Genomic DNA, 20559 nt, shown 5'->3' with positions numbered 1-20559 from the left:
TGTAGAGTCGCTACAACATATTAAGTCTGAATGAGCACCTGATCTCGTCCTGCATGTTTGGCTCGATACAAATGTGCATCTGCGGCTTTCATAAAATCATCCACGTGCGTATATGCTTGTGCGCGGGTCATCCACGCTACACCAATACTTAAAGTCACATATTGTTTATAGTCTTCTCGTGCCACATGCTCAAAAGCTGCATCACGCACAGCCTGCAAGACCTTTTGCATGAGTGGTGCAATCGCAGGTTGCGGAATATCGTGCAGTAAAATGGCAAATTCTTCACCCCCATAACGTGCCACAAACGCATTTTTAGGCAAAGTATCTTGTAAAACTTTAACTAGGTTTTGCAGAATTTGATCGCCTTTTAAGTGCCCATAATGATCATTGTATTTTTTAAAATAATCGACATCGAGCATCGCAAAGACCAAAATATGTCGCTTATTTTGCAAGGTTTCAAAATACAAACGCTGAATTTCTTCATTTAATGCACGGCGATTATATGCCCCTGTTAATGCATCGGTTTTAATCTGTATTTCCAGTTTTTCATTCAAAAGACTGAGTTGTTCAGTGCGTTCCTGCACTTTTAAATCTAACGAGCTGTTTAAATGAATCAGTTTTTGGTTCAAGCGTTCAATGCGTAAGTTATGGTAGGCATAATTTCGTGCCTGCTGAAACATGATGAGCAATGCATAAACACTGGTCGAAATAAAAGATAAATGAATGGAATTGACCAAATTCAGCATTAATAAAAAATCATGAATAAATGTGCCACACAGAATAATTACTGCCCAAAAATTGATTCTAGAATAATGCTCTCCTGAATGCAGGGTTTGATAAAATCCATAAGCAAAATTTGCCAAAATCAGCACAAAGAAAAAAGAACTATAAAATGCCAACTGCTGAAAAATAGTGGGTTCTGCCCACAGCGTCACCCCAATATTAAAGCTCAATAACAGCATTGCCGCGCTATATACCCAACGATGCAAATAGCGCGAACTGAGCAAAAACATATAACTCAGGAAAAATAAAATCGCTAAAAAACTAAATAAATATTCGAGTCTTATTCCCCAAGACCAACTTAAATTCAGGAAAGTGGTATAGGCATAGGGTGCAGAAAATAAATTGTGTAATGCCAGAAAAACAATAAAAATGCCGAAAATAAAAATACGCTTGGTCTTTCCACCATTTGCAAGACTAAATGCCGAAAACATCAAGGTAAACAAACCAATACCAAGTACTGCCCCACAAATCATGGCAATACTCATCATCAAACGCTGATACTGTTGATTGATGGTGCGACTTAAACCAATTTTCATTGGATTTTTTAAACCACCTTGCAAGCTCTGAAAGCTAGACGCTTGAATGGTCAGGGTAAAATATTCACTTTCAGGAACAAAATATGCAATTCGTGGGGCATTTTCGGTTTGGTGACTACTCGCATCTGCACCGACTGTGCCAACACGCACCAGTGGATCGCCATTTAAAAATACCCGATAGGCGCCATATTGGTTGGGAATCCAAATCGCAATACGTCTGCCTAGAAATTCTTTTGGAATTTGAAAGTGCCCAATAAAAGTGCCGTAAGTATTGGCATTGCCCATTAAATCTTCAAATGAAGCAGGCAATTCAACGGTATTCGATGCCAGTACCGCACTGGGTTCTTGAATCAATTGTTGCGGATAAAACAACCATCGCCCAGTCAAAATACTCGATTGATCTTCAGTAAATTGAACAGAATTGAGCAGTTGTTGATGTAGATAGTAAGATTCAGGTGCAGACTCATACTGCGCCAACACACGCGGTGGTGTGAGTACACTGCACAGTAAAATTAAGAAGAGTAATGCACACTTGTGCCACATCCGAGTGAAATTCAAAAATGCAAAAATCCTATTGTGCTTATTTTTTAATCTAATCGTTCTTGCACTAAATTTGAAGTAAAAAATTAAGTCATTTATGCTAGACCTTACTGGCATCGGATGAATGACTTAAATTCTAGCGGTTTGGCTAAGTTGAAAGATGTTTATTGATCGCGTGTTTTCACATCATACAATTCAATTTCAAAAATCAAATTAGAATTAGCAGGAATGATATTGCCCATTTTGCGCTCACCATAAGCCAAATGCGCAGGTACGATCAGTTTGCGTTTACCACCCACTTTCATCCCCATGATGCCTTGATCCCAGCCTTTAATGACACGACCTGTACCAATCACGGTTTCAAAATAGTTACCACGGTCTAAGGATGAATCAAACTTGGTGCCATCTTCCAACCAGCCTGTGTAATGCGTAGTAATTAAAGCGCCTTTAACCGCTTCTTTCCCCTCACCCACCACCAAATCAATAATTTCTAATTCTGCACTCATGTTCATCTCCAAATATTTACACTTCGATGTTTAAGATAATTTCCAGCTCGTGCAAGTGTTATTGCAACTGTGTCCACTCAATCTGAGCCTGTGCCTGATCGCCAATCAATGTCCATTCGCCATCCATTACATTCAACTGCAATTGCATGGTACGTTCGCATAAAGCTTGAACGGCTTCGGTACTCGCTGGCGATAGTTGCCACACTTCAACATTATTTAAAGTTTTGATTTTACTGTTACGTTTGTACCATTCATCTACCGATGAACCATAAGCAATAATCGCAACTTGCTTACAACGCGAACTGGCTTTTTTGACTTTGTCTTCATCTGGGCAACCGACTTCAATCCACTTAATTAACTGCCCTGTTAAGTCTTTTTCCCACAAAGCAGGCTCATCGGTTTCAAATAAATCTTTGGTAAATTCCAAAGCTTCATCTGCATAACGTGCGAATGCCAAAATACGCACCATCAATCGCTCAATAGTTTCAGAAGGATGCAATGCCATGGTGAGCTGATAGTCACCGTATTGATGCACATCCATATTGGCAATGTTCAAATCTGCCTTATAAATTGTCGCTTTCAGCGCCATTGTCTATTCCTAAAACTATGTTTAAATTTGCCACTAAGCATAATGGATTTTCTGTGATTTTGCTGTATCGTTTGCCCGATAACGTATAGATTTCAGTCTAGAACCGCAGCAGCATCGACCCGATACGCCAATAGTTCAGCCTCAAATTTTTCCCAATCACGCTCGCTTTGATAAATAATTTCCAACCGATTGTCTATGCCTTCATCGGTAGATTGATAATTAAATTGCTGCGGATTGAAGTTGAAACTTTTCCAACCCTGATTGGTATAAAAAATTCCTTTAATACGCAGCCAATCTTGCTGTTCACAGAGTAAATCTAATAAGGGATAAAAGTCGAATTGCCAACGTTTAGGCAATTTCCAACCTGCGACTGCATATCCTTGTGCAGTTTCGACATAGTGATATGGCAATTGTTTGATTTCTGCAGACTCTTGCAGATTTGTAGAGCTGACCTTCTTTTGCAATTTTAGCAACGGCTGAATTTTACGCTGTGTACCGACATACGGTATATCCATTTCGGTCAAAGCCAGATGACCCTGTTCTGCTTTCAACCATTTTTGCGCGTAGGCTTGATATTCCTGTTGTAGTTGTATGAGGGCTTGCTCATCTGCCGCCTGCATTTGGTCTGCATGTGATACCACAATAATTTGTGCAGCTTTGAGCTGATCGGCATACAGGTTTTGCTGCGTCCACGCCTGATCATGCAAACGCGAACCATCTACTACCGTCACCAAGGCGCGCATCGATAAATGCGTATGCCAATGTGGTTCGGTCAGTTGTTCCAAGAGTTGCGCAGGATGCCCCAAACCTGTCGGCTCGATGAATAAACGGTCAGGCTTCGCTTCGGACAATAAACGCGACAAAGCAATTTGCATAGGCAATTGGCTGCTACAACATAAGCAACCGCCCAATAATTCTTTGACTTGATAACCCTGTTGCTGAGGTAAGAGTTGTTGATCGACCCCGATTTGTCCAAATTCATTCATCAGCACCGCCCAAACTTCATGTTCTGGTTTTTGGCTGAGTAACTGTTTCAATAAGGTGGTTTTTCCTGCACCGAGAAAACCAGAAATAATATGCGTCGGGACTGCTTTTTGTGGTGCAATTAATTTCAAAATAAGCTCACTTTATTGAATTTCAAACAACTCAAGCATGCTAAGCAAGTTTAGCGATTAGTTCAATCTGAATCTAAACACACTGAAATTTATTCATTTCAGCACATCTATCACCATCATGATTTGAAAAATTCGCTTACATTTATTACGTGATGATCTGCAACTTATTTGGGGAAATACACGAGTTTTAGCCGCTTGATATTATGTTTTATTGCCAACCACGCAATTTTATTGCGGAAAACACAGCCATTTTGATTGGATTTGACTGCATATTTAAAACAAAAATTACCAAACTACGACCTATTCATCATCATTGTGCGGTTCAAGTAACCGTCATTGTTTTGCTTTGTTGCAAGCATTGATCCCATAGCTTTGGCTCTTTAGCATGAGTTCCTGTTCAGCCCGTTCAAATCAGGTGATGACTGACTTGAACACTTTAGCCGCAATAAGTTTTTTTACTTAATGCTTGTGCTGAGCACTCCCTACTACTCATGAAAAACTTTAAATAAGGATGCCAAACCATGAAATTGACACAAATTTTACTCGCTTCAACTTTTGCTTTTGCCACTGCAACTACTTTTGCTGCAAAGGCTGAATCGACAGCAACAGAACAGGAAAAAGTGGTTGTTTCAACGCAGGAAACTGTGGCTGAACCAGCTTCAGAACAAGCTGCTGCACAACCTGCATCTGAAGCAAGCACTGAAACCCCTGCTGCATCGACGCAACAGCCTTAAAACTTAGATACATTTAAAAATGTAAATCGAATACAAAAACTGAGTTTTCCGCCACTCTCTCGGTTTACTCAGTTTTTGTTTATCTACAAAGCCAATCAATATTGCCTTGGACAAAATTAAAAAATAGGCACAAAAAAACCTGTCTACAATTGCAAACAGGTTTTCAGCTAAATTTGATGAAAACTTAGTTTTGTTCAGTTTTCTTATAAATGCTGCAAGATGGATGATGATTTTCTTGCAAACGTGCAACTTTACGTTGCTCTGCTGCTTCAAAACGGCAACGCTTCCAGTCATTGTCTAATTTCAACGCAGGGATTTGTTTTGGTTTACCATTTTCATCGACTGCAACCATAGTGAAGTAACAGCTGTTGGTATGGCGCACTGTACGCTTTTGAATATTTTGTGCTTCTACACGAATCCCAATTTCCATTGAAGTACGACCCACATGGTTCACACTAGCAAGGAAAGTCACCAATTCACCCACATGAATCGGCTCTTTAAAGTTCACTTTATCAACCGAAAGGGTCACCACATAACTACCAGAATAGCGGCTCGCACATGCATACGCCACTTGGTCTAATAGTTTTAAAATTGTTCCACCATGTACATTCCCTGAGAAATTTGCCATGTCGGGTGTCATTAACACGGTCATGGTTAATTCTGACTGGTCATCTAACACTGGGGCAATTTGATCTAATGGTGACATCGCGTTCTCTAGACTCTTTTAAAGACAGTAAGATATGAGCGTATTATTATATCGCGTTTATAAAAGTTTGAATGTTCATTTCGGCAACAACTGCATCATTATTATTTATATTGTTTATGATAACATTTATTTAAAATTATAAGACTAACACTAAGACTCCCAAGCTGTTATTTTTTAATCCATTTCTAATTTTTTAGAATATTTGTTCAAATTGAATATTACGTGAATCCCCCTGATTCAAGTGTTCAAAAAACAATCTAAAATCTTTTATTCAATGGATTATTCAAGCAAATTTCGGCGAATTTACACAAAAAAAAGTTCAATTTCCCCGTAAATTTTCAAACTTCGCTGCGACATTTAAGCCAAGCGCAGCATTTCCTGCGACACATTGCTATAAGTCAAAGTTTGTTCAGTACTCAGTGCAGCTTCAATCACATAAGAACCATCTGGATTAATCATCGTCACTGTAAAAATAAATTGCTCCATAGTAGCAAGTTTCACCAGCTGTCCAATTTCAAAGCTGTGCATGAAGTATCCCCTCGATTTTTTATAAAGTTTTAAAGTCCTGAAGCACAAAAGTTAGGCTGTCTTGGAAGCATGTTCAATTGGTAAACTGCTTAAAAAACTAATTCAGTAAATGCTGCATAGAATAAATGGAAACAGTGCGAAAGAACACGCTAAAAAATTGATTTTAAGTCTAAATACCTCATCTCAGTATTTAGATATCTTTAGGGTATCTTTATTTTTAAACTATAATATCAAATACTTACAAAGAATAAATCTAAGCAATCTAACATTAAAGTTATTTTTATCAAGCACCTAATTAGACTTAAGTTAAATCTGTTGATTTCATTGAATTGACCTAAATGAAGGATCTGGACAGCTATTTAAACTGTCCATAAAGCCCAAAAGTATTACTCACTTTATAGTCTACAATTCTATGCCCATGCGCATAATGATGCTGTTGATAGACCTGATCAATTTTATTTAATTGCGCTGCGGTTGCTTCTGCACCTGCCAGCATAGTCGCTTCGCGCCCTTTTACATCAAAAATATGGGCTTTTTCACGTAAATCAGGTTGAATGACCACATCTGCCAGTTTCAATTCTTCATTGGCCAAATGCTTTTGCATAATATTAATATTTTGGTTAAACAATCCCCACACATTACTGGTTTCAGTATGAATAGGCTGCGCCAAAATATTCACGGCAATCACAATATCTGCCCCTAAATCGCGTGCAACCTTGACAGGTACAGGGCTCACTAAACCACCATCGACATATTCATGTTCTGCAATTTTAGTAGGTACAAACATACTTGGGATAGACACTGACGCACGCACTGCCTGCCCCGTATTGCCATAATTAAATACGACTTTTTTGCCTTCTTTTAATTCAGTCGCCACCACGTACATCGGGATTTTAAATTGCTCCAAACGGAGTTGATCGACTTGTGCATTGACATAATTTTCAACTTTTTTACCATCAAAAAAGCCTTTTAAATCTAAAGTCACATCCCGCACATCATTGGCTTTCATATTCATGGCAATTTCACGTAATTGCTGTGCATTTTTACCACTGGCATAAATTGAACCGACAATGCTGCCTGCGCTGCTGCCCACAATAAAATCAGGATGAATACCGTACTGCTCAAGTACTTCAATCACCCCAATATGTGCATAACCACGTGCGCCACCACTGCCCAAAACCAAGGCGACAACTGGACCTTTTTTTTGTTGTTTTAACTGACGAAAATCAATTTGATTCAGGCGTGACTCTGCTTCAACCACGGGCTGCGACTCAAGTAAAGTTTGAGTCGAAAATTGCTGCTGTGATGGCACTGCCTGACATCCCACCATCAATAATGCTGTAAGAGATACATACCCAATTTTCATAATGACCTTCTTGAATCCATAGGTTTCAGTCGATATTTCACCGCCAATCGTGACAAGGTTGATCAGCTAACTTGATACAGCAACCATCTTAACCATGCCACTGATGCTATTTGTTTCGCCTTGCATGACCGCCCATAGTCTATCTATTATTTTAACCGATCCTTGTAGTAATTCGTTAAACTGTCACGTCTAGCCACTACAGTGGCGCACAAGTCGAATCTGTCTAAAATTATATGCCAACACCTTCTTATTCCTTATTATTCTGGATTTTTCTGCAATTAGGCTGTCTGTCTTTTGGCGGGCCTGCAGCGCATTTGGTATTTTTCCATCAGCGTTTTGTGCATCAACTCAAATGGCTAGATGAATCCCAGTATTCACAAATTGTCGCACTTGCACAACTCTTACCTGGCCCAACTAGTAGTCAGGTGGGGTTAGCGATTGGTTATTTGCAAAAAGGCTATTGGGGTGCAGTCCTAGCTTGGTTGGGTTTCACCCTACCTTCAGCGTTGTTTATGGCTTTGGTTGCAGTTTTGGGACATCAATATTTAGATGTACTGTCGTCAAATAGCTTTCACAGTATTCAACTGATCGTATTGGCCGTGGTGGCTTGGGCATTTTGGCAAATGTTGCGTAGTTTTTGTAAAACGGTTTGGCAATATGCCTTAATGTTTGCTTCTGCCCTATTTATTTATCTGATGCCCTTGAGCTTCAATCAAGTTTTAGTGATTCTGATTGCAGCTTGTTTTGGCATTTGGATGGCGAAACGCGCAGCACCAACTGCTGCACAATCATCCACCAATACAACGGCGACAGATACGCATTTTACTGCGGCACATTTACTCAAACATCGTCGTTATGCTGTATTTTGGGCAGTACTTTTTGTTGCACCCTTTATTGTGCTGTCAGGTCTAAACTGGCTGCAACCTCAATTACTCTATGCAGCCAATTTAAGTTTCTATCAAGCCGCATCTTTGGTCTTTGGCGGTGGGCATGTCATTTTGCCTTTATTGCATCAAGATTTTGTTAGCACAGGCTTAGTCAGTACAGAACAGTTCGATTTGGGTTATGCCATGGCGCAATTGGTGCCTGGCCCACTGTTCAGCTTTGCAACATATTTGGGCAGTTTGATTACAATGACAGAATCTATGCTGCTGAATGCGACTTTAGCCACGTTGGCGGTTTTTCTGCCGTCTTTCTTTTTGGTATTTGCCACCCTGCCTTATTGGTCTTGGTTGATGCAGCAAGCCTCTATTCGTCATGCGGTTACAGGGATTAGTGCAGCGGTAGTCGGCTTGCTGCTGTATATGGTGCTCGAAATGGCACAGCGTCATATTTTGAGTATTGCTGATCTGCTGTTTATTGTTTTGGTGATTGGATTATTAAAATCCAAACTACCTGTTTGGCTCAGTTTAATTGGTAGTTTCCTGGTCTATACAGCATTCTTGCATTTCATGGCTTAAAATAAAAATGCTATCGATCAAATAAAAATGCCAGTTCAATTGAACTGGCATTTTTTGTGGATGACTGAATCAAGCCTGAATGCTTTGGAGCTTAGCCACCAAAGAATTTTAGAATAGATTGAATCACCGCAACGTTAATTAAATCGACAAAGAATGCACCACACAACGGCACAATCAAGAACGCTTTATAAGATGGACCATACATATTGGTAATGGCCTGCATATTGGCGACTGCTGTTGGCGTCGCCCCCATCCCAAAACCACAGTGTCCTGCTGCCAGCACGGCTGCATCGTAGTTTTTCCCCATAATACGGAAGGTCACAAAAGCAGCATATAACGCCATTGTGAGCGTTTGCGCACCTAAAATCACCATTAAAGGACCTGCTAAATCGGCCAATTGCCATAATTTGAGTGACAACAACGCCATCGCCAAATATAACGATAAAGATGCATTCCCAAACACATCAATCGCACGGTCAAAAATATTGACTTTAAAAATACTTTCTAAAACATTACGCAGAATCACACCGCCCGCCAATGCCCAAACGAAAGTTGGCAATTCAAACATGCTGCCTTTGGCAACGCCTGTCATAAATTCGGCAAATGCCAAACACGCTGCAAATAAACCCAAAGTGGTAATTGCATTATCTGCTGTGATTAAACGCACCTGATGCGGATATTCAAATGGAATAAACTCATTGGAATCTTGATCCGCAGGTGTATTATCGCGTTTTTCATTTTGTTCATCGGTACGTGGTACAGCCAATTGATGACGGTTGATTAAAGTTTTAGCCAATGGGCCACCAATTAAGCCACCAATAACCAAACCGAAGGTTGCGCTTGCCATTCCTAGCGCTAAAGCACCTTGAATACCATATTGGGTTTCTAAAATTTCACCCCATGCTCCTGCCGTACCATGACCGCCAGTTAAAGTAATCGAACCAGCAATTAAACCAATTAGTGGATCAATACCTAACAATGTTGCAAGACTAATGCCGACAAAGTTTTGCACCACAATAAATGTGGAAATTGCAATCAAGAAAATAATTAAACCGATTCCGCCCTGACGCAATTTTGTGAAGTTCGCGCTTAAACCAATCGAGGCGAAGAAAATAAGCATAAAGCTAGTTTGCAATGCGCTACTGGTGGTAATGCTATAACCCCAAAATTGATTCACCAACAATGAAACAATAGCGGCAACCAAACCACCTGCAACAGGTTCAGGAATATTATAGCGTTTTAAAAAATCAATTTTATTGACTAAAAGTCGCCCTAAGAGCAGGACGATGACCGCAGCAATCAGCGTATAAAACGCATTAAAAGTAAATTCCATGGCAATATCCATATAGTGATTGCAGATTATTTTTAATATGATCAAGAACTGTCTATGCAAACCAAAGTATTTGCATCACTATGACTCTAAATCAACTAAAAAATGCCGCAATACAAAGTATGTAAACAGTATCGTATTTGACCGAAGTTTAAGAGGTACGCATTTCGCTCAGCCAACCCATCCTTTGGTTTCACTCAAGCGTTATCATCTGCGTTTGCCTAGAACAGAAGAAAAGAAAGACAAAAGACAGCAATTTCACTTTCGGGGTGACTTCGAGTGCAAACAACTGAATCGGCTTAACACTGAGAGGTAATCTCATATAAGCTCCAAAATATCTGAGGTGGATAAATACCTTCCGATAAAGATATTCAACCACTTGATAAAAAACAGCAAGATTAAAGGTCGATCATTATGCATTTTTTTTGACAAAAAGCTGCTATTTTCTACATTTTTTCTATAAATTTTAATGATTGTTTTAAGCTATAAGTGAAAGTTACAGCATTTTATAAAAGTGGATAAAATTTAAGTTATTGAATTAATTTCATAAATTTAAATCATAAAAAAACAGAGCTTAATATTAAGCTCTGTTTTTTTTTCGCTAAAAGTACTGAAACTTAGAAGCTATAACGTGCCATAAAGCCTACACGGTCATCACTGAATTTTTGACCTTTGAAGGTTTCACGCTCACCATTAATATATTCAATACCTAAATCAACTGGTTTTACAGGTGAATAGATAAAGTTAATCCACGCTTGTTGTACTTTCTCGTTAGCGCCATCATTTAAACGCGCATAGTCTGTACCATCATCTGCAAATAAAGCACCATAAGCTAAAGTTGAACGCAGTTGTGGTGAGAACTTATAAGTTGCGCCCACTTGTACACCAATCGCTTCATTTTGCTCAATGTTCTTATTAGCATCAAGTACATACGCAGAGTTATTGCCATATAAGTAGTTGCTGTTACCTTGTACATAAGATACATCAGCAGACACTTTTAATGGTTCTGAAACTTGGTAGTTGGTACCTGCAGCCACCCCCCAACCTGTTTTATCATCACCAGAAGTAGCTTTATAATGTTCTACCAATGCACGTGCAGAAGCGGAACCTTTACCTTCTGCATAAGCTTGAGTCACTTTTGCCGTTAAATTTGGTACACGATAAGTAATATCAGTACCAGAACTATTACCTTCTTCAGCAGAAACGAATAATTGTGTCGCAGGCGCTAATTTATAGTTGTAGCGTACTTGCGGCACACGTGCTGTACCACCACCAATGTTAGTCGCAAAATCAATCATTTCTGGTGCATGATTTGACAAGAAATTCGATGTAGTTTGACCAAATAACCAGTTGTTTAAAGTCAAATAAGCATGACGGATACGTAAGTTTTCTGATTTGTCATTATCAGAACTTGCAAAATCAACTTCGATTTTACCACCTAGCTTGTTGTCACCCATTGGCGTATTAAAATCTAATCCAAAACGAGTAACTTTTGCGGTAGCACGTAATTTGTCACTTGCTTCTTCTTTACTTGTATGTGCTGAGTTAAAGTCACTATCTGCACCTTTAATAATATAGTTTGCATCACCACGGATCGAACCATAAATAGAAACATCTGCACCAGATTTAGACTTTAAACTGCTTAATGCACTTGCAGGTGCAGCAGGCTTCGCCTGTTGTACTTGGGCAATTTGAGTTTGCTGCTGTTGTTGTACTTGCTGTTGTTGCTGAATTAACGATTTTAACGCTTCAACTTCTTGACGAAGTTCTTGAATTTGTTGTTGCTCAGTTTTTGCTGCGTGTGCAGTACTTACCATTAAAGTTGTAACGGCAATAGCTAAACCTTTGATCATAAACTGACCGTTGAGTAATTGACTCATTTATCTCTCCAAAATAAAACAACGCTGCATCCGTGCATGATGATTTTGTTCGTCATCTATCGATTTCACATCGAATTATAAAAATGGCTTAAAAATCAAAACACTTTTGCCAAATAGTCCAAGACACCCAAATATTTAAAATATTACAATTTGTGTCATTTATTACAGGCTTCAATCTATCAAGTTATGACGTTTATTAAAATCAGTTTTCCCGAATAAGAAATCACAATTAATCATAATTACAGATTTAAACAATTAAACCATATAAAATTCAATACTTTAAATAGGTTGATTATTCAAGTATTTACACCACCATTAGACTATTGTATATATTTCGGTTCTGCCTAAAAGCCAGATTTTTACGAAAAAATCACCATTTGAAAAAGTATTGACCTTAACTCAGTCTGGTTGCGGTTGTAAAATATGAAAAACGGCGAACATTCCAGACCCAATAAATAGCAGCATTAATACAGCCATATTCAGCAAAGCACTACCTGTTAAAAAGTTGAGTAACACCCCACCAATCAAGCCACAAAAGAATTGCACACTGCCCATGACCGCACTGGCTGTTCCTGCACGTGCGCCCTGTTTTGCCATTGCCAGTGCCATAGCATTCGGGCCTGTAAAACCAATCCCAGACACAGCAAGAAATAAACCGACCATCACCAATGCCAAAGGTGCATGCCCCAAACTACCTGCAAGCAGTAGAATGACCGCACCACTCAGTTGAATGATGCTGCCCAATTTTAAGCGTTGTAACACACCCAATTTGCCACTGATTTTTTTATTCAGGGTCGAAAACAGCATAATACCAATCGCATTGGCACCAAACACATAAGCAAAAGCTGTTTCACTCAAGCCATATTGATCCATCATGACTGCACTTGAACCGCTGATATAGCAAAACAATGCCCCACCAGTCAGACAGCCTGCCAACATTGGAAAACGAAAATCACGATCTTTTAAAATGGCAAAATATAAGGTCAGTACTTGCTGAAAGTTCAAATTTAAACGACGTTCTTTCGCCAAAGTTTCTTTAAAAAAGAAGCGCACACATAAACAGCAAATAATTCCAACGCAGGTCAGCACTACAAAAATAGCTTGCCAATTCATCCATCTAAGTACCCATGCGCCCAGCGTAGGTGCAATAATGGGCGCAATGGTCATCACAATCATCATGCTCGAAAAAGCTTGAGCGGATGTTTGCAAATCCAAGCGATCACGAATAGCTGCTCGTGCAATTACCACACCCACACAGCCACCCAAAGCCTGCAAAATACGTGCAGCAATCAGTCCCCATTCATTTTGTGCAAACACACACAACATACTGGCGAGTGAAAATAGTGCCAAGCCAAAATATAAAGGCGGCTTACGTCCAATCCGATCACTCAGCGGCCCGTAAATCAGTTGACCCAATGCCAAACCTAAAAAGTAGGCAGGCAAACTGTTTGCGACCATTTGGGTCGATACGCCAAACTCGCTTGCCATAACGGGCAAGGCAGGCAAATACATATCAATCGATAAAGGCCCAAGCGAAGTCAATAACGCCAACAATAAAATCCACGCAGTCGAATATTGCCGCATGTTGGGTTGTTGCGCAGATGGTGGCGTACTGCTTGAACTTGGCAGCGTTTTCGATATGCTCATATTTTATGATGAAATGACAGATGTACAGACAAGCTTACACGCTCCATAGTATGATTTGTTGTGATCAAAGATGAATTTTCACATATTAGGTACTCTAAACATCTCATCTACAGTTACAATGTACGCAAACCTTCATCTTGCAGCATAAATCTCTGTTTAGACAGAAAAGTTTACTTAAAGGAATGATGTTGAAACCTTGGCTGATAAAGCTCAAACAAGCGACCTATAACACCACATTTATGTATAACATCCGCATGCTCATTGCATTTGCGGGAACTGCTTTTGTTCCCTATTTTATGGGGATGCAGCTTGCCACTATTCCTTTAACTTTAGGTGTGCTTGCCGCAGGTTTGAGTGATATTGATGACCGTTTTTCGGTGCGTATTGTCAATCAGCTCTATACCTATATTGGTTTCTTTGTTACCGCCACATCAATTCAGTTTTTATTTCCGCATCCTATTTTATTTGCTACAGGCTTAATCCTGTCGTGTATTGTCTTAATTTTGCTCGGTTCGCTCGGACGACGTTATGCCACCATTTCTTATGGCTGTTTGGTGGTGTCAGTCTATTCCATGCTTGGCGTCAACCTATTTGATGACTGGTACATGCAGCCGCTGCTTTTGGTTTCGGGCGCAATTTGGTACGGCTTAATTTCGACCATCAGCTTTTTACTGTTCCCTGTTCGTGCCTTACAAGACAAACTTTCACTCAGTTATTCTTCTTTGGGTGATTTTTTATTTGCCAAATCAAATCTATTTGATGTGGATATGACTGCACCGAGTTATCAACAAAGTATCATTGATTTATCACTTGAAAATGGCAAATTAATTGCGATTTTTAACGACTTAAAAACCGCTTTACTGACCCGTTTAAAAGGTGACCGCGGGCAAAAAGATACCCGTCGTAGCTTACAGTATTACTTTGTCGCACAAGACATTCACGAACGTGCCGACTCTGCACATATTGATTATCAAAAACTGGCGAAAATATTTCAGCACAGCGATATTTTATTTCGCTTCCAGCGTATTTTGTCGATTCAAGGCAAAGCCTGTAAAGATTTAAGCGAAAGCATTTTGCATCGTAAACCTTATGTGCATAACAAGCGTTTTAAACATGCTTTTGAAAATCTTAAACAGTCTTTAGAAAAACTGCGCAGTGAACAGCAATATGACCAAGTCTGGATTAATGCACTGTTTGCCTTATACCAAAACCTGAAATCAATTGATGCTCAACTGCGTAACCTTGAAACCGAACGTAATATTAAACTGGATAAATCCAAACATATTGAACAGCAACTGAAAGATGATGACTTAAAAAGTTGGGATGATATTGTCATTCGGATTAAGCAGCATTTAACCCCCGAATCGGTTTTGTTCCGCCACGCCATTCGTTTGTCGATTGTGCTGTTGATTGGCTATATTTTTGTGCAAGTCACCAACATTCAATATGGCTACTGGATTTTACTGACCGCCCTGTTTGTGATGCAGCCTAACTTTAACACCACCAAACGGCGTTTACGTTTGCGTATTATTGGGACGTTAGCAGGGATTGTAGTCGGCTACACCATTTTATATTTTGTACCGTCCGTTGAAGGGCAATTACTGGTTTTAGTGATTAGTGGCATGTTGTTCTTTGAATTGCGCAGTAAACAATATGCACAAGCCACTGCCTTTATGACCATTTTGGCGCTGATGAATTTTAACCTAGAAGGTTTGGGCTATGCCGCAGCTGTGCCACGTATGGTCGATACCTTAATTGGTTGTGCGCTAGCATGGTTTGGCGTGAGTTTTATCTTCCCCGATTGGAAATTCCGTCGTTTATCACGTACGATTCGCCGCTCACTCACCGCGCAATGTGGCTATTTGGCAGAAGTGATTGAACAATATAAAAATGGACGCAACAACGGTTTGAATTATCGTGTCGTGCGCCGTGCTGCTCATAATACCGATGCAGAAGTTGCTTCACTGATTTCAACACTCGCCACCGAACCTGATTTTGACCCCAATCAAAAAGCTCAAGCCTTTGAGTTCTTGTGTCTAAATCACACCTTTATTAGCTATATTGCTGCACTTGGTGCGCATCGTGACAAAATTGACGATCAGGAAGTCTTGCAACTGCTCGATCAAGCAATGGACGATATTCAAGGTGCTTTACTGAAAGATGAAACGCCAGATTTAAGTGCACACAACATGTTGCAAACCATTCGTCAGCGTTTAAGCCAAAACAAAGAAGAAGATCAAAAATCATTAATTATTTTGCAGCAATTATCTTTGATGATGAGTATCTTGCAACAATTAAGTCGCTTAAAACAAAGTTTAAGCCACGAACATGATCAGGACGCAACTGAACTGGCGTCTTTATAAACAATCCTGCAAACGGTCAGTGCCTACTTATTCGCCCTAAGCTGCACAAGTATTCACCGACCTTAGCATGATTTTGCGACAATATACTCACTGCATGACAGCAATTAATGCTAAACTTTTTATAGTTTTAAATTTGTTAGTTTCACTATGACCGCGAAAAGTTTATACGCCTATACCCTACAGCCTGTGATCTACGAAGTTTCTGAAGAAGAACAACGTCACGCACAACTGGTAATTTGGCGCAGTACCAATAAAATTGGCATGAAAGCATGGATTATTATGGGTGTGATTGTTGCCCTTTCCATTTTAGGCATTCTGCTATTAAAAAATTATTCGACAATTTTCTGCTGGGTTGCCATTGTCTGTGTGGTGCTCTACCTGCTCGTGCGTAAATACGGCTTGGAATGGTACGTTAAGCGAAAAATGAATGAATTTCCTGTTCAAGAAATTAAAGGGATTCGTTTAGGCGTACAGCCGCACGGTATCGTGATGCGTCAGCAAATGGGCGCTCAAGAAGGCGTGGGTGCAATTGGCTGGAAAGATGTGTATGAATGGTACAATACCCCTGAGTTTATCTTGATGAACTTCAAAGTAAAAGGTCAGCAAGGTGCTTATATTCTGCCTAAGCGTATGGACAGCAAGAACTTTTCGTTCAACACCATTCGCAAGCATTTGACTGAAGCTGCAGGCGAAGCCAAGCAAATCTAAATATCCCTATTTAAAAATAAACCTCTATCCCCTGTGATGGAGGTTTTTTTTGCTTAAAATTAAAACAATGAACGATAATGAGAATAAATAGCATTTGCATTAACTTCATCTCTGCATTATTCTGCATCACAATTCATACTCAACAACCAACGCTTATGCTGAAGAAAGCCTTTTTCCAAATTCACTGGTTCCTTGGTATTACTGCAGGACTGATCTTGTCACTCATGGGCGTGACAGGTGCGATTTATTCCTACGAACAAGAAATTCTAAAATGGATGAATCCGAACAGTTATCAGGTACAAGTTGAGCAGAAAGCCAAACTAAGCCCTGCAGAAATTTATCAACATTTTCAGCGTACCCAACCTGACTATAAAATTAATAGCATCACCGTTGCAAAAGACCCGGCTGCATCTTCAACCATCAATATTGCGAAAGAAGGTGCAAAACGTGGACAAAATATCCTGATTAATCCTTACTCGGCAGCAGTGTTGCCTGAAATTCGGGGACGTGAATTTTTCCAGTTTATTCAGCAATTACACCGCAACTTAACCGTAGGGCCTATTGGTAAACAAATTACAGCCGCATGTACCCTCATGTTGTTGTTCTTTGTGTTAAGTGGCATTTACCTACGCTGGCCGAAACGCCATTCATTTAAACAATGGTTTGCGCTCAAACCTCAATTAAAAGGACGTAATTTTATTTGGGACTTACATGCCGTAGTGGGCACGTGGGTCGTGATTTTCTATCTAGTTTTGGCATGCACAGGACTGTATTGGTCGTATGAGTGGTGGCGCAATGGCATGTTTAAAGTCATGGGTGTGGAAAGACCACAAGCGCAATTGCAAGCAGATGGACGCAACAAACCTGTAAATTCAAATGCTCAAGCACTTCATCAGGCTGCGCAAACACAAACTGCAGGACGCCGCGCAAACACTACAAAACCAGCCAAGCAGAATACGCTGGATCAGGCACAAATCAATCTGGCATTGACGAAGGCATGGCAACATTTCCCGCAGCAATTGGGGCAGGATTATTCCAGTATCACTTTTAATGTGCCTAAACACGCCAATAGTGAAATTGAAATTAACTTTGTCGATGTCATTCCACAACATGAACGTGCCCGCAATAACGCAACTTTTGATTATCAACAAGCACGTATTACTCAACTTGAATTATATGCAAACAAACAGCTTAATGAAAAAATCATGAGCAGTATGCTACCTGTGCATCGCGGTAGTTTCTTTGGACCTGTTTATCAATTTTTGGCCATGCTTGCTGCCTTGATGATGCCGCTGTTTTTCGTCACAGGCTGGATGCTATATTTAAAACGACGTAAACAAAAGCGTTTGACTCTTGCTGCACGTCAAAACCAAACTCAATTTAAGATTGACCCAAATGCTGAACACTGGCTCATCGTCTATGCTAGCCAAACAGGTACTGCCGAACAATTGGCATGGCGCACTGCAACGAGTCTGCAAGAAGCACATCAGCCTGTCACAGTCAAAGCCCTGCAACATCTCAGCCTTGAAGATCTTAAAAACACCACCCAACTGTTATGTATTGCTAGCACTTATGGCACAGGTGATGCACCCGATTTGACCTCAAGTTTTGTGAAAAAAATCCTACCGCAAACCTGTGACCTGAGTCATTTGCGTTATGCAGTACTGGCTTTAGGTTCACGTGAATATGCAGATCATTACTGCCGTTTTGGACATACGATTGCTGCATGGTTGCAACGTAATCAAGCACATGCCTTGTTCAATACCATTGAAGTAAATAATGCCAATCCTGCAGACATACAGCGTTGGAATCAGGCTTTGGTACAGGTCACACAACTTGACTTACCAAGTATGCATATCGAAAAAACTTTTGATACATGGACCTTACAGCAACGTGACTTGCTAAATCCCAACAGTTTAGGCGCACCCGCCTTCAATATTGAACTGTTAGCACAACATGATGTGCATTGGTCTGCAGGTGATATTGCAGAAATTCAGCCTGAAAACAGCACTGCACGGATTCACGCCTTTTTAAAACAGCATCAACTCGATGCCAATACAATTCTTGCTGATGGTCAGCAAACCTTAGTACAGGCTTTGGCAGATAAAGACCTCACCGCGCCAATTCAGACATTTAAAACTGCGGATGAATTATTGGCACAACTTTCACCCTTGCCTAGTCGTGAATATTCAATTGCCAGTATTCCTTCACAACAGGTTTTAAGACTTGTGGTGCGTCAAAAATTCGATGCTCAAGGCGAGCTTGGCTTAGGTTCAGGTTGGTTAACTGCACATGCTGCACTTGGGCAAAATATCGCATTACGCATTCGCAATAATCCATCTTTCCATTTAATTGATGATGACCGCCCAATTATTTGTATTGGCAACGGTACAGGGCTTGCAGGATTAATGAGCTTATTGCATGCACGTACCCGCCTGAATTACACCCAAAACTGGTTGTTTTTTGGTGAACGTCAGCAAGCGCACGATTACTTTTATCAGCACACCATCGAGGCTTGGCAAAGCACAGGTATGCTACAACGCCTTGATTTGGCCTTTTCCCGTGATCAAGCCGAAAAAGTCTATGTACACCATAAGTTACGCGAACAGGCTGAAGAATTAAAACGCTGGATTGAACAAAATGCCGTGATTTATGTCTGCGGTAGCATTCAAGGCATGGCCAGTGATGTCGACCAAGCCTTAAAAGATATTTTGGGTGAGACTCAACTGGAACAATTACGTCAGCAAGGACGTTATCGCCGAGATGTGTATTAGGATTTGTTGACACTTTTTAAATGGCTTGCGCTGTAGCTCTATAGCTAAAACTTGGCAATTCACCCAAGTTTTATCCATAGCCTCAGCCGAAACATAATTCAGTTGAGGCAAAATTTTTCAGCAGCTTCGGCTATACTGTTTGTACAGCATCACAGTACAATAAAATTATGCAAGGCATGCAAGCAAGTCACGTACAAACACAATTTAGTCTATTTAAAAGAATATTGAGTAGCCTAATTGGATTAATTTTAGTATTGGATGGTGCCTATCTCATCAGCTTAAAGAAAATTCATTTCGGCACCGTTTTACCTGTTTTAATAGGCATGATGCTGCTGTGTTATGCCATTTTCTATACTTGGATTCAAAGCTACTTAAAACAACATACACGCTTAGATTGGCTGTGGAAATTCGGTTGGGGCGTATTTTGGCTGTGGTGCATCAGCCTGCTGATCTTTTTTACTTATATTCATTTCAGTACACAGCAGCAAAATACTGTAACCAACAATGCTAAAGTGGTGATTGTACTCGGCAGTGGCATTGAAAATGGACAACCATCGCCCACGCTCGCCAAACGACTGGATACTGCAGCCGCGTATGCCTTGGAGCATCCTCAAAGTTATTTCATTGTTAGTGGTGGCCCTGCATTTGCGGAACAACTCACTGAAGCACAGGTGATGTCTAATTATTTGCAACAACGTTATGCAATTGCAGCATCACACATTATCTTGGAAACCCAAAGCACCAGTACGGCACTTAATTTGAAAAACAGTCAGCCCTTGCTGCATACATTAGGCACAGATAAAACCCAACCGATTATAATTGTCACCAGCGACTTTCACACACCACGTGCAGCAGCCATTGCCAAACGACAAGGATACACACAGTTCAGCATGCTCAGTGCAACGACACCACTCTATACCCGCTATAACGCATGGTTACGCGAGTATTTTGCTTATATCAGTGGTTGGCTGCTGAATGAGTATTAAAAATAAAA

At 40.2% G+C, this 20559-nt stretch carries 16 protein-coding genes; 6 read left to right on the top strand and 10 right to left on the bottom strand.

Annotation, left to right across the window (positions count from 1 at the left end; genetic code table 11):
* Positions 1–20: 20 nt before the first annotated feature.
* From FTT70_RS06230 to FTT70_RS06215, 4 genes are all read right to left on the bottom strand, one after another.
* Positions 21–1862 carry a GGDEF domain-containing protein gene (locus FTT70_RS06230; protein ID WP_257229363.1) on the bottom strand — a complete coding sequence of 614 codons (1842 nt, stop codon included), beginning with the start codon at positions 1860–1862 and terminating at the stop codon, positions 21–23.
* Positions 1863–2023: 161 nt separating this feature from the next.
* Positions 2024–2365: an FKBP-type peptidyl-prolyl cis-trans isomerase gene (locus FTT70_RS06225; RefSeq protein ID WP_004977304.1), complete on the bottom strand. Its 342-nt coding sequence runs from the start codon at positions 2363–2365 to the stop codon at positions 2024–2026.
* A 58-nt stretch (positions 2366–2423) separates the two neighbouring features.
* Positions 2424–2954, bottom strand: a complete 531-nt coding sequence (locus FTT70_RS06220) for a YaeQ family protein (RefSeq protein WP_004977306.1) — start codon at positions 2952–2954, stop codon at positions 2424–2426.
* Positions 2955–3046: 92 nt separating this feature from the next.
* Positions 3047–4069: a GTP-binding protein gene (locus tag FTT70_RS06215; protein WP_180168412.1), complete on the bottom strand. Its 1023-nt coding sequence runs from the start codon at positions 4067–4069 to the stop codon at positions 3047–3049.
* Between the two features lie 521 nt (positions 4070–4590).
* On the opposite strand from FTT70_RS06215, the gene FTT70_RS06210 reads away from it, so the two are divergent.
* The gene (locus FTT70_RS06210) at positions 4591–4803 is read left to right on the top strand and encodes a hypothetical protein (protein WP_004977309.1); all 213 of its coding nucleotides are present in this window, start codon (positions 4591–4593) and stop codon (positions 4801–4803) included.
* Between the two features lie 184 nt (positions 4804–4987).
* On the opposite strand, the gene FTT70_RS06205 is transcribed toward FTT70_RS06210, so the two are convergent.
* The 3 genes from FTT70_RS06205 to FTT70_RS06195 form a co-directional block, all read right to left on the bottom strand.
* Entirely contained in the window at positions 4988–5509 is a 522-nt protein-coding gene (locus FTT70_RS06205; protein ID WP_004977311.1) for an acyl-CoA thioesterase, read from the bottom strand.
* Between the two features lie 357 nt (positions 5510–5866).
* Positions 5867–6037, bottom strand: coding sequence for a hypothetical protein (locus FTT70_RS06200; protein WP_180168411.1), 171 nt, complete (start codon positions 6035–6037; stop codon positions 5867–5869).
* A gap of 355 nt (positions 6038–6392) precedes the next feature.
* A complete protein-coding gene (locus FTT70_RS06195) occupies positions 6393–7403 on the bottom strand; it encodes a patatin-like phospholipase family protein (RefSeq protein WP_214129004.1) in 1011 nt (336 codons plus the stop codon).
* Between the two features lie 233 nt (positions 7404–7636).
* Between FTT70_RS06195 and chrA the strand changes: the two genes are divergently transcribed.
* Entirely contained in the window at positions 7637–8863 is a 1227-nt protein-coding gene (gene chrA, locus FTT70_RS06190; RefSeq protein ID WP_180168410.1) for a chromate efflux transporter, read from the top strand.
* A gap of 91 nt (positions 8864–8954) precedes the next feature.
* Here the strand turns inward: chrA and gltS are convergent, their stop codons facing one another.
* The 3 genes from gltS to FTT70_RS06175 all read right to left on the bottom strand — a co-directional run bounded on the left by gltS (position 8955) and on the right by FTT70_RS06175 (position 13657).
* The gene (gene gltS / locus FTT70_RS06185) at positions 8955–10196 is read right to left on the bottom strand and encodes a sodium/glutamate symporter (protein ID WP_180168409.1); all 1242 of its coding nucleotides are present in this window, start codon (positions 10194–10196) and stop codon (positions 8955–8957) included.
* Positions 10197–10810: 614 nt separating this feature from the next.
* Positions 10811–12073: a DcaP family trimeric outer membrane transporter gene (locus FTT70_RS06180; protein ID WP_180168408.1), complete on the bottom strand. Its 1263-nt coding sequence runs from the start codon at positions 12071–12073 to the stop codon at positions 10811–10813.
* A gap of 399 nt (positions 12074–12472) precedes the next feature.
* Positions 12473–13657, bottom strand: coding sequence for a multidrug effflux MFS transporter (locus FTT70_RS06175; RefSeq protein WP_180168417.1), 1185 nt, complete (start codon positions 13655–13657; stop codon positions 12473–12475).
* Positions 13658–13908: 251 nt separating this feature from the next.
* On the opposite strand from FTT70_RS06175, the gene yccS reads away from it, so the two are divergent.
* The 4 genes from yccS (at position 13909) to FTT70_RS06155 (ending at position 20551) form a co-directional block, all read left to right on the top strand.
* Complete coding sequence (gene yccS, locus FTT70_RS06170; protein ID WP_131261543.1) at positions 13909–16083, top strand: YccS family putative transporter; 2175 nt, start codon at positions 13909–13911, stop codon at positions 16081–16083.
* A gap of 147 nt (positions 16084–16230) precedes the next feature.
* Complete coding sequence (locus FTT70_RS06165; RefSeq protein WP_004977388.1) at positions 16231–16791, top strand: YcxB family protein; 561 nt, start codon at positions 16231–16233, stop codon at positions 16789–16791.
* Positions 16792–16946: 155 nt separating this feature from the next.
* Positions 16947–19565 (top strand): sulfite reductase flavoprotein subunit alpha, encoded by a 2619-nt coding sequence (locus FTT70_RS06160; protein WP_180168407.1) that lies wholly within the window; start codon positions 16947–16949, stop codon positions 19563–19565.
* 167 nt (positions 19566–19732) lie between these two features.
* Positions 19733–20551: a YdcF family protein gene (locus FTT70_RS06155; protein WP_131261500.1), complete on the top strand. Its 819-nt coding sequence runs from the start codon at positions 19733–19735 to the stop codon at positions 20549–20551.
* Positions 20552–20559 lie beyond the last annotated feature (8 nt).

This window comes from Acinetobacter sp. YH01003, from assembly GCF_013420525.1.
Taxonomy (GTDB): Bacteria; Pseudomonadota; Gammaproteobacteria; order Pseudomonadales; family Moraxellaceae; genus Acinetobacter; species Acinetobacter towneri.
The sequence above is the reverse complement of the archived record's forward strand: the minus strand, read 5'-3'. Positions and strand labels throughout refer to the sequence as shown.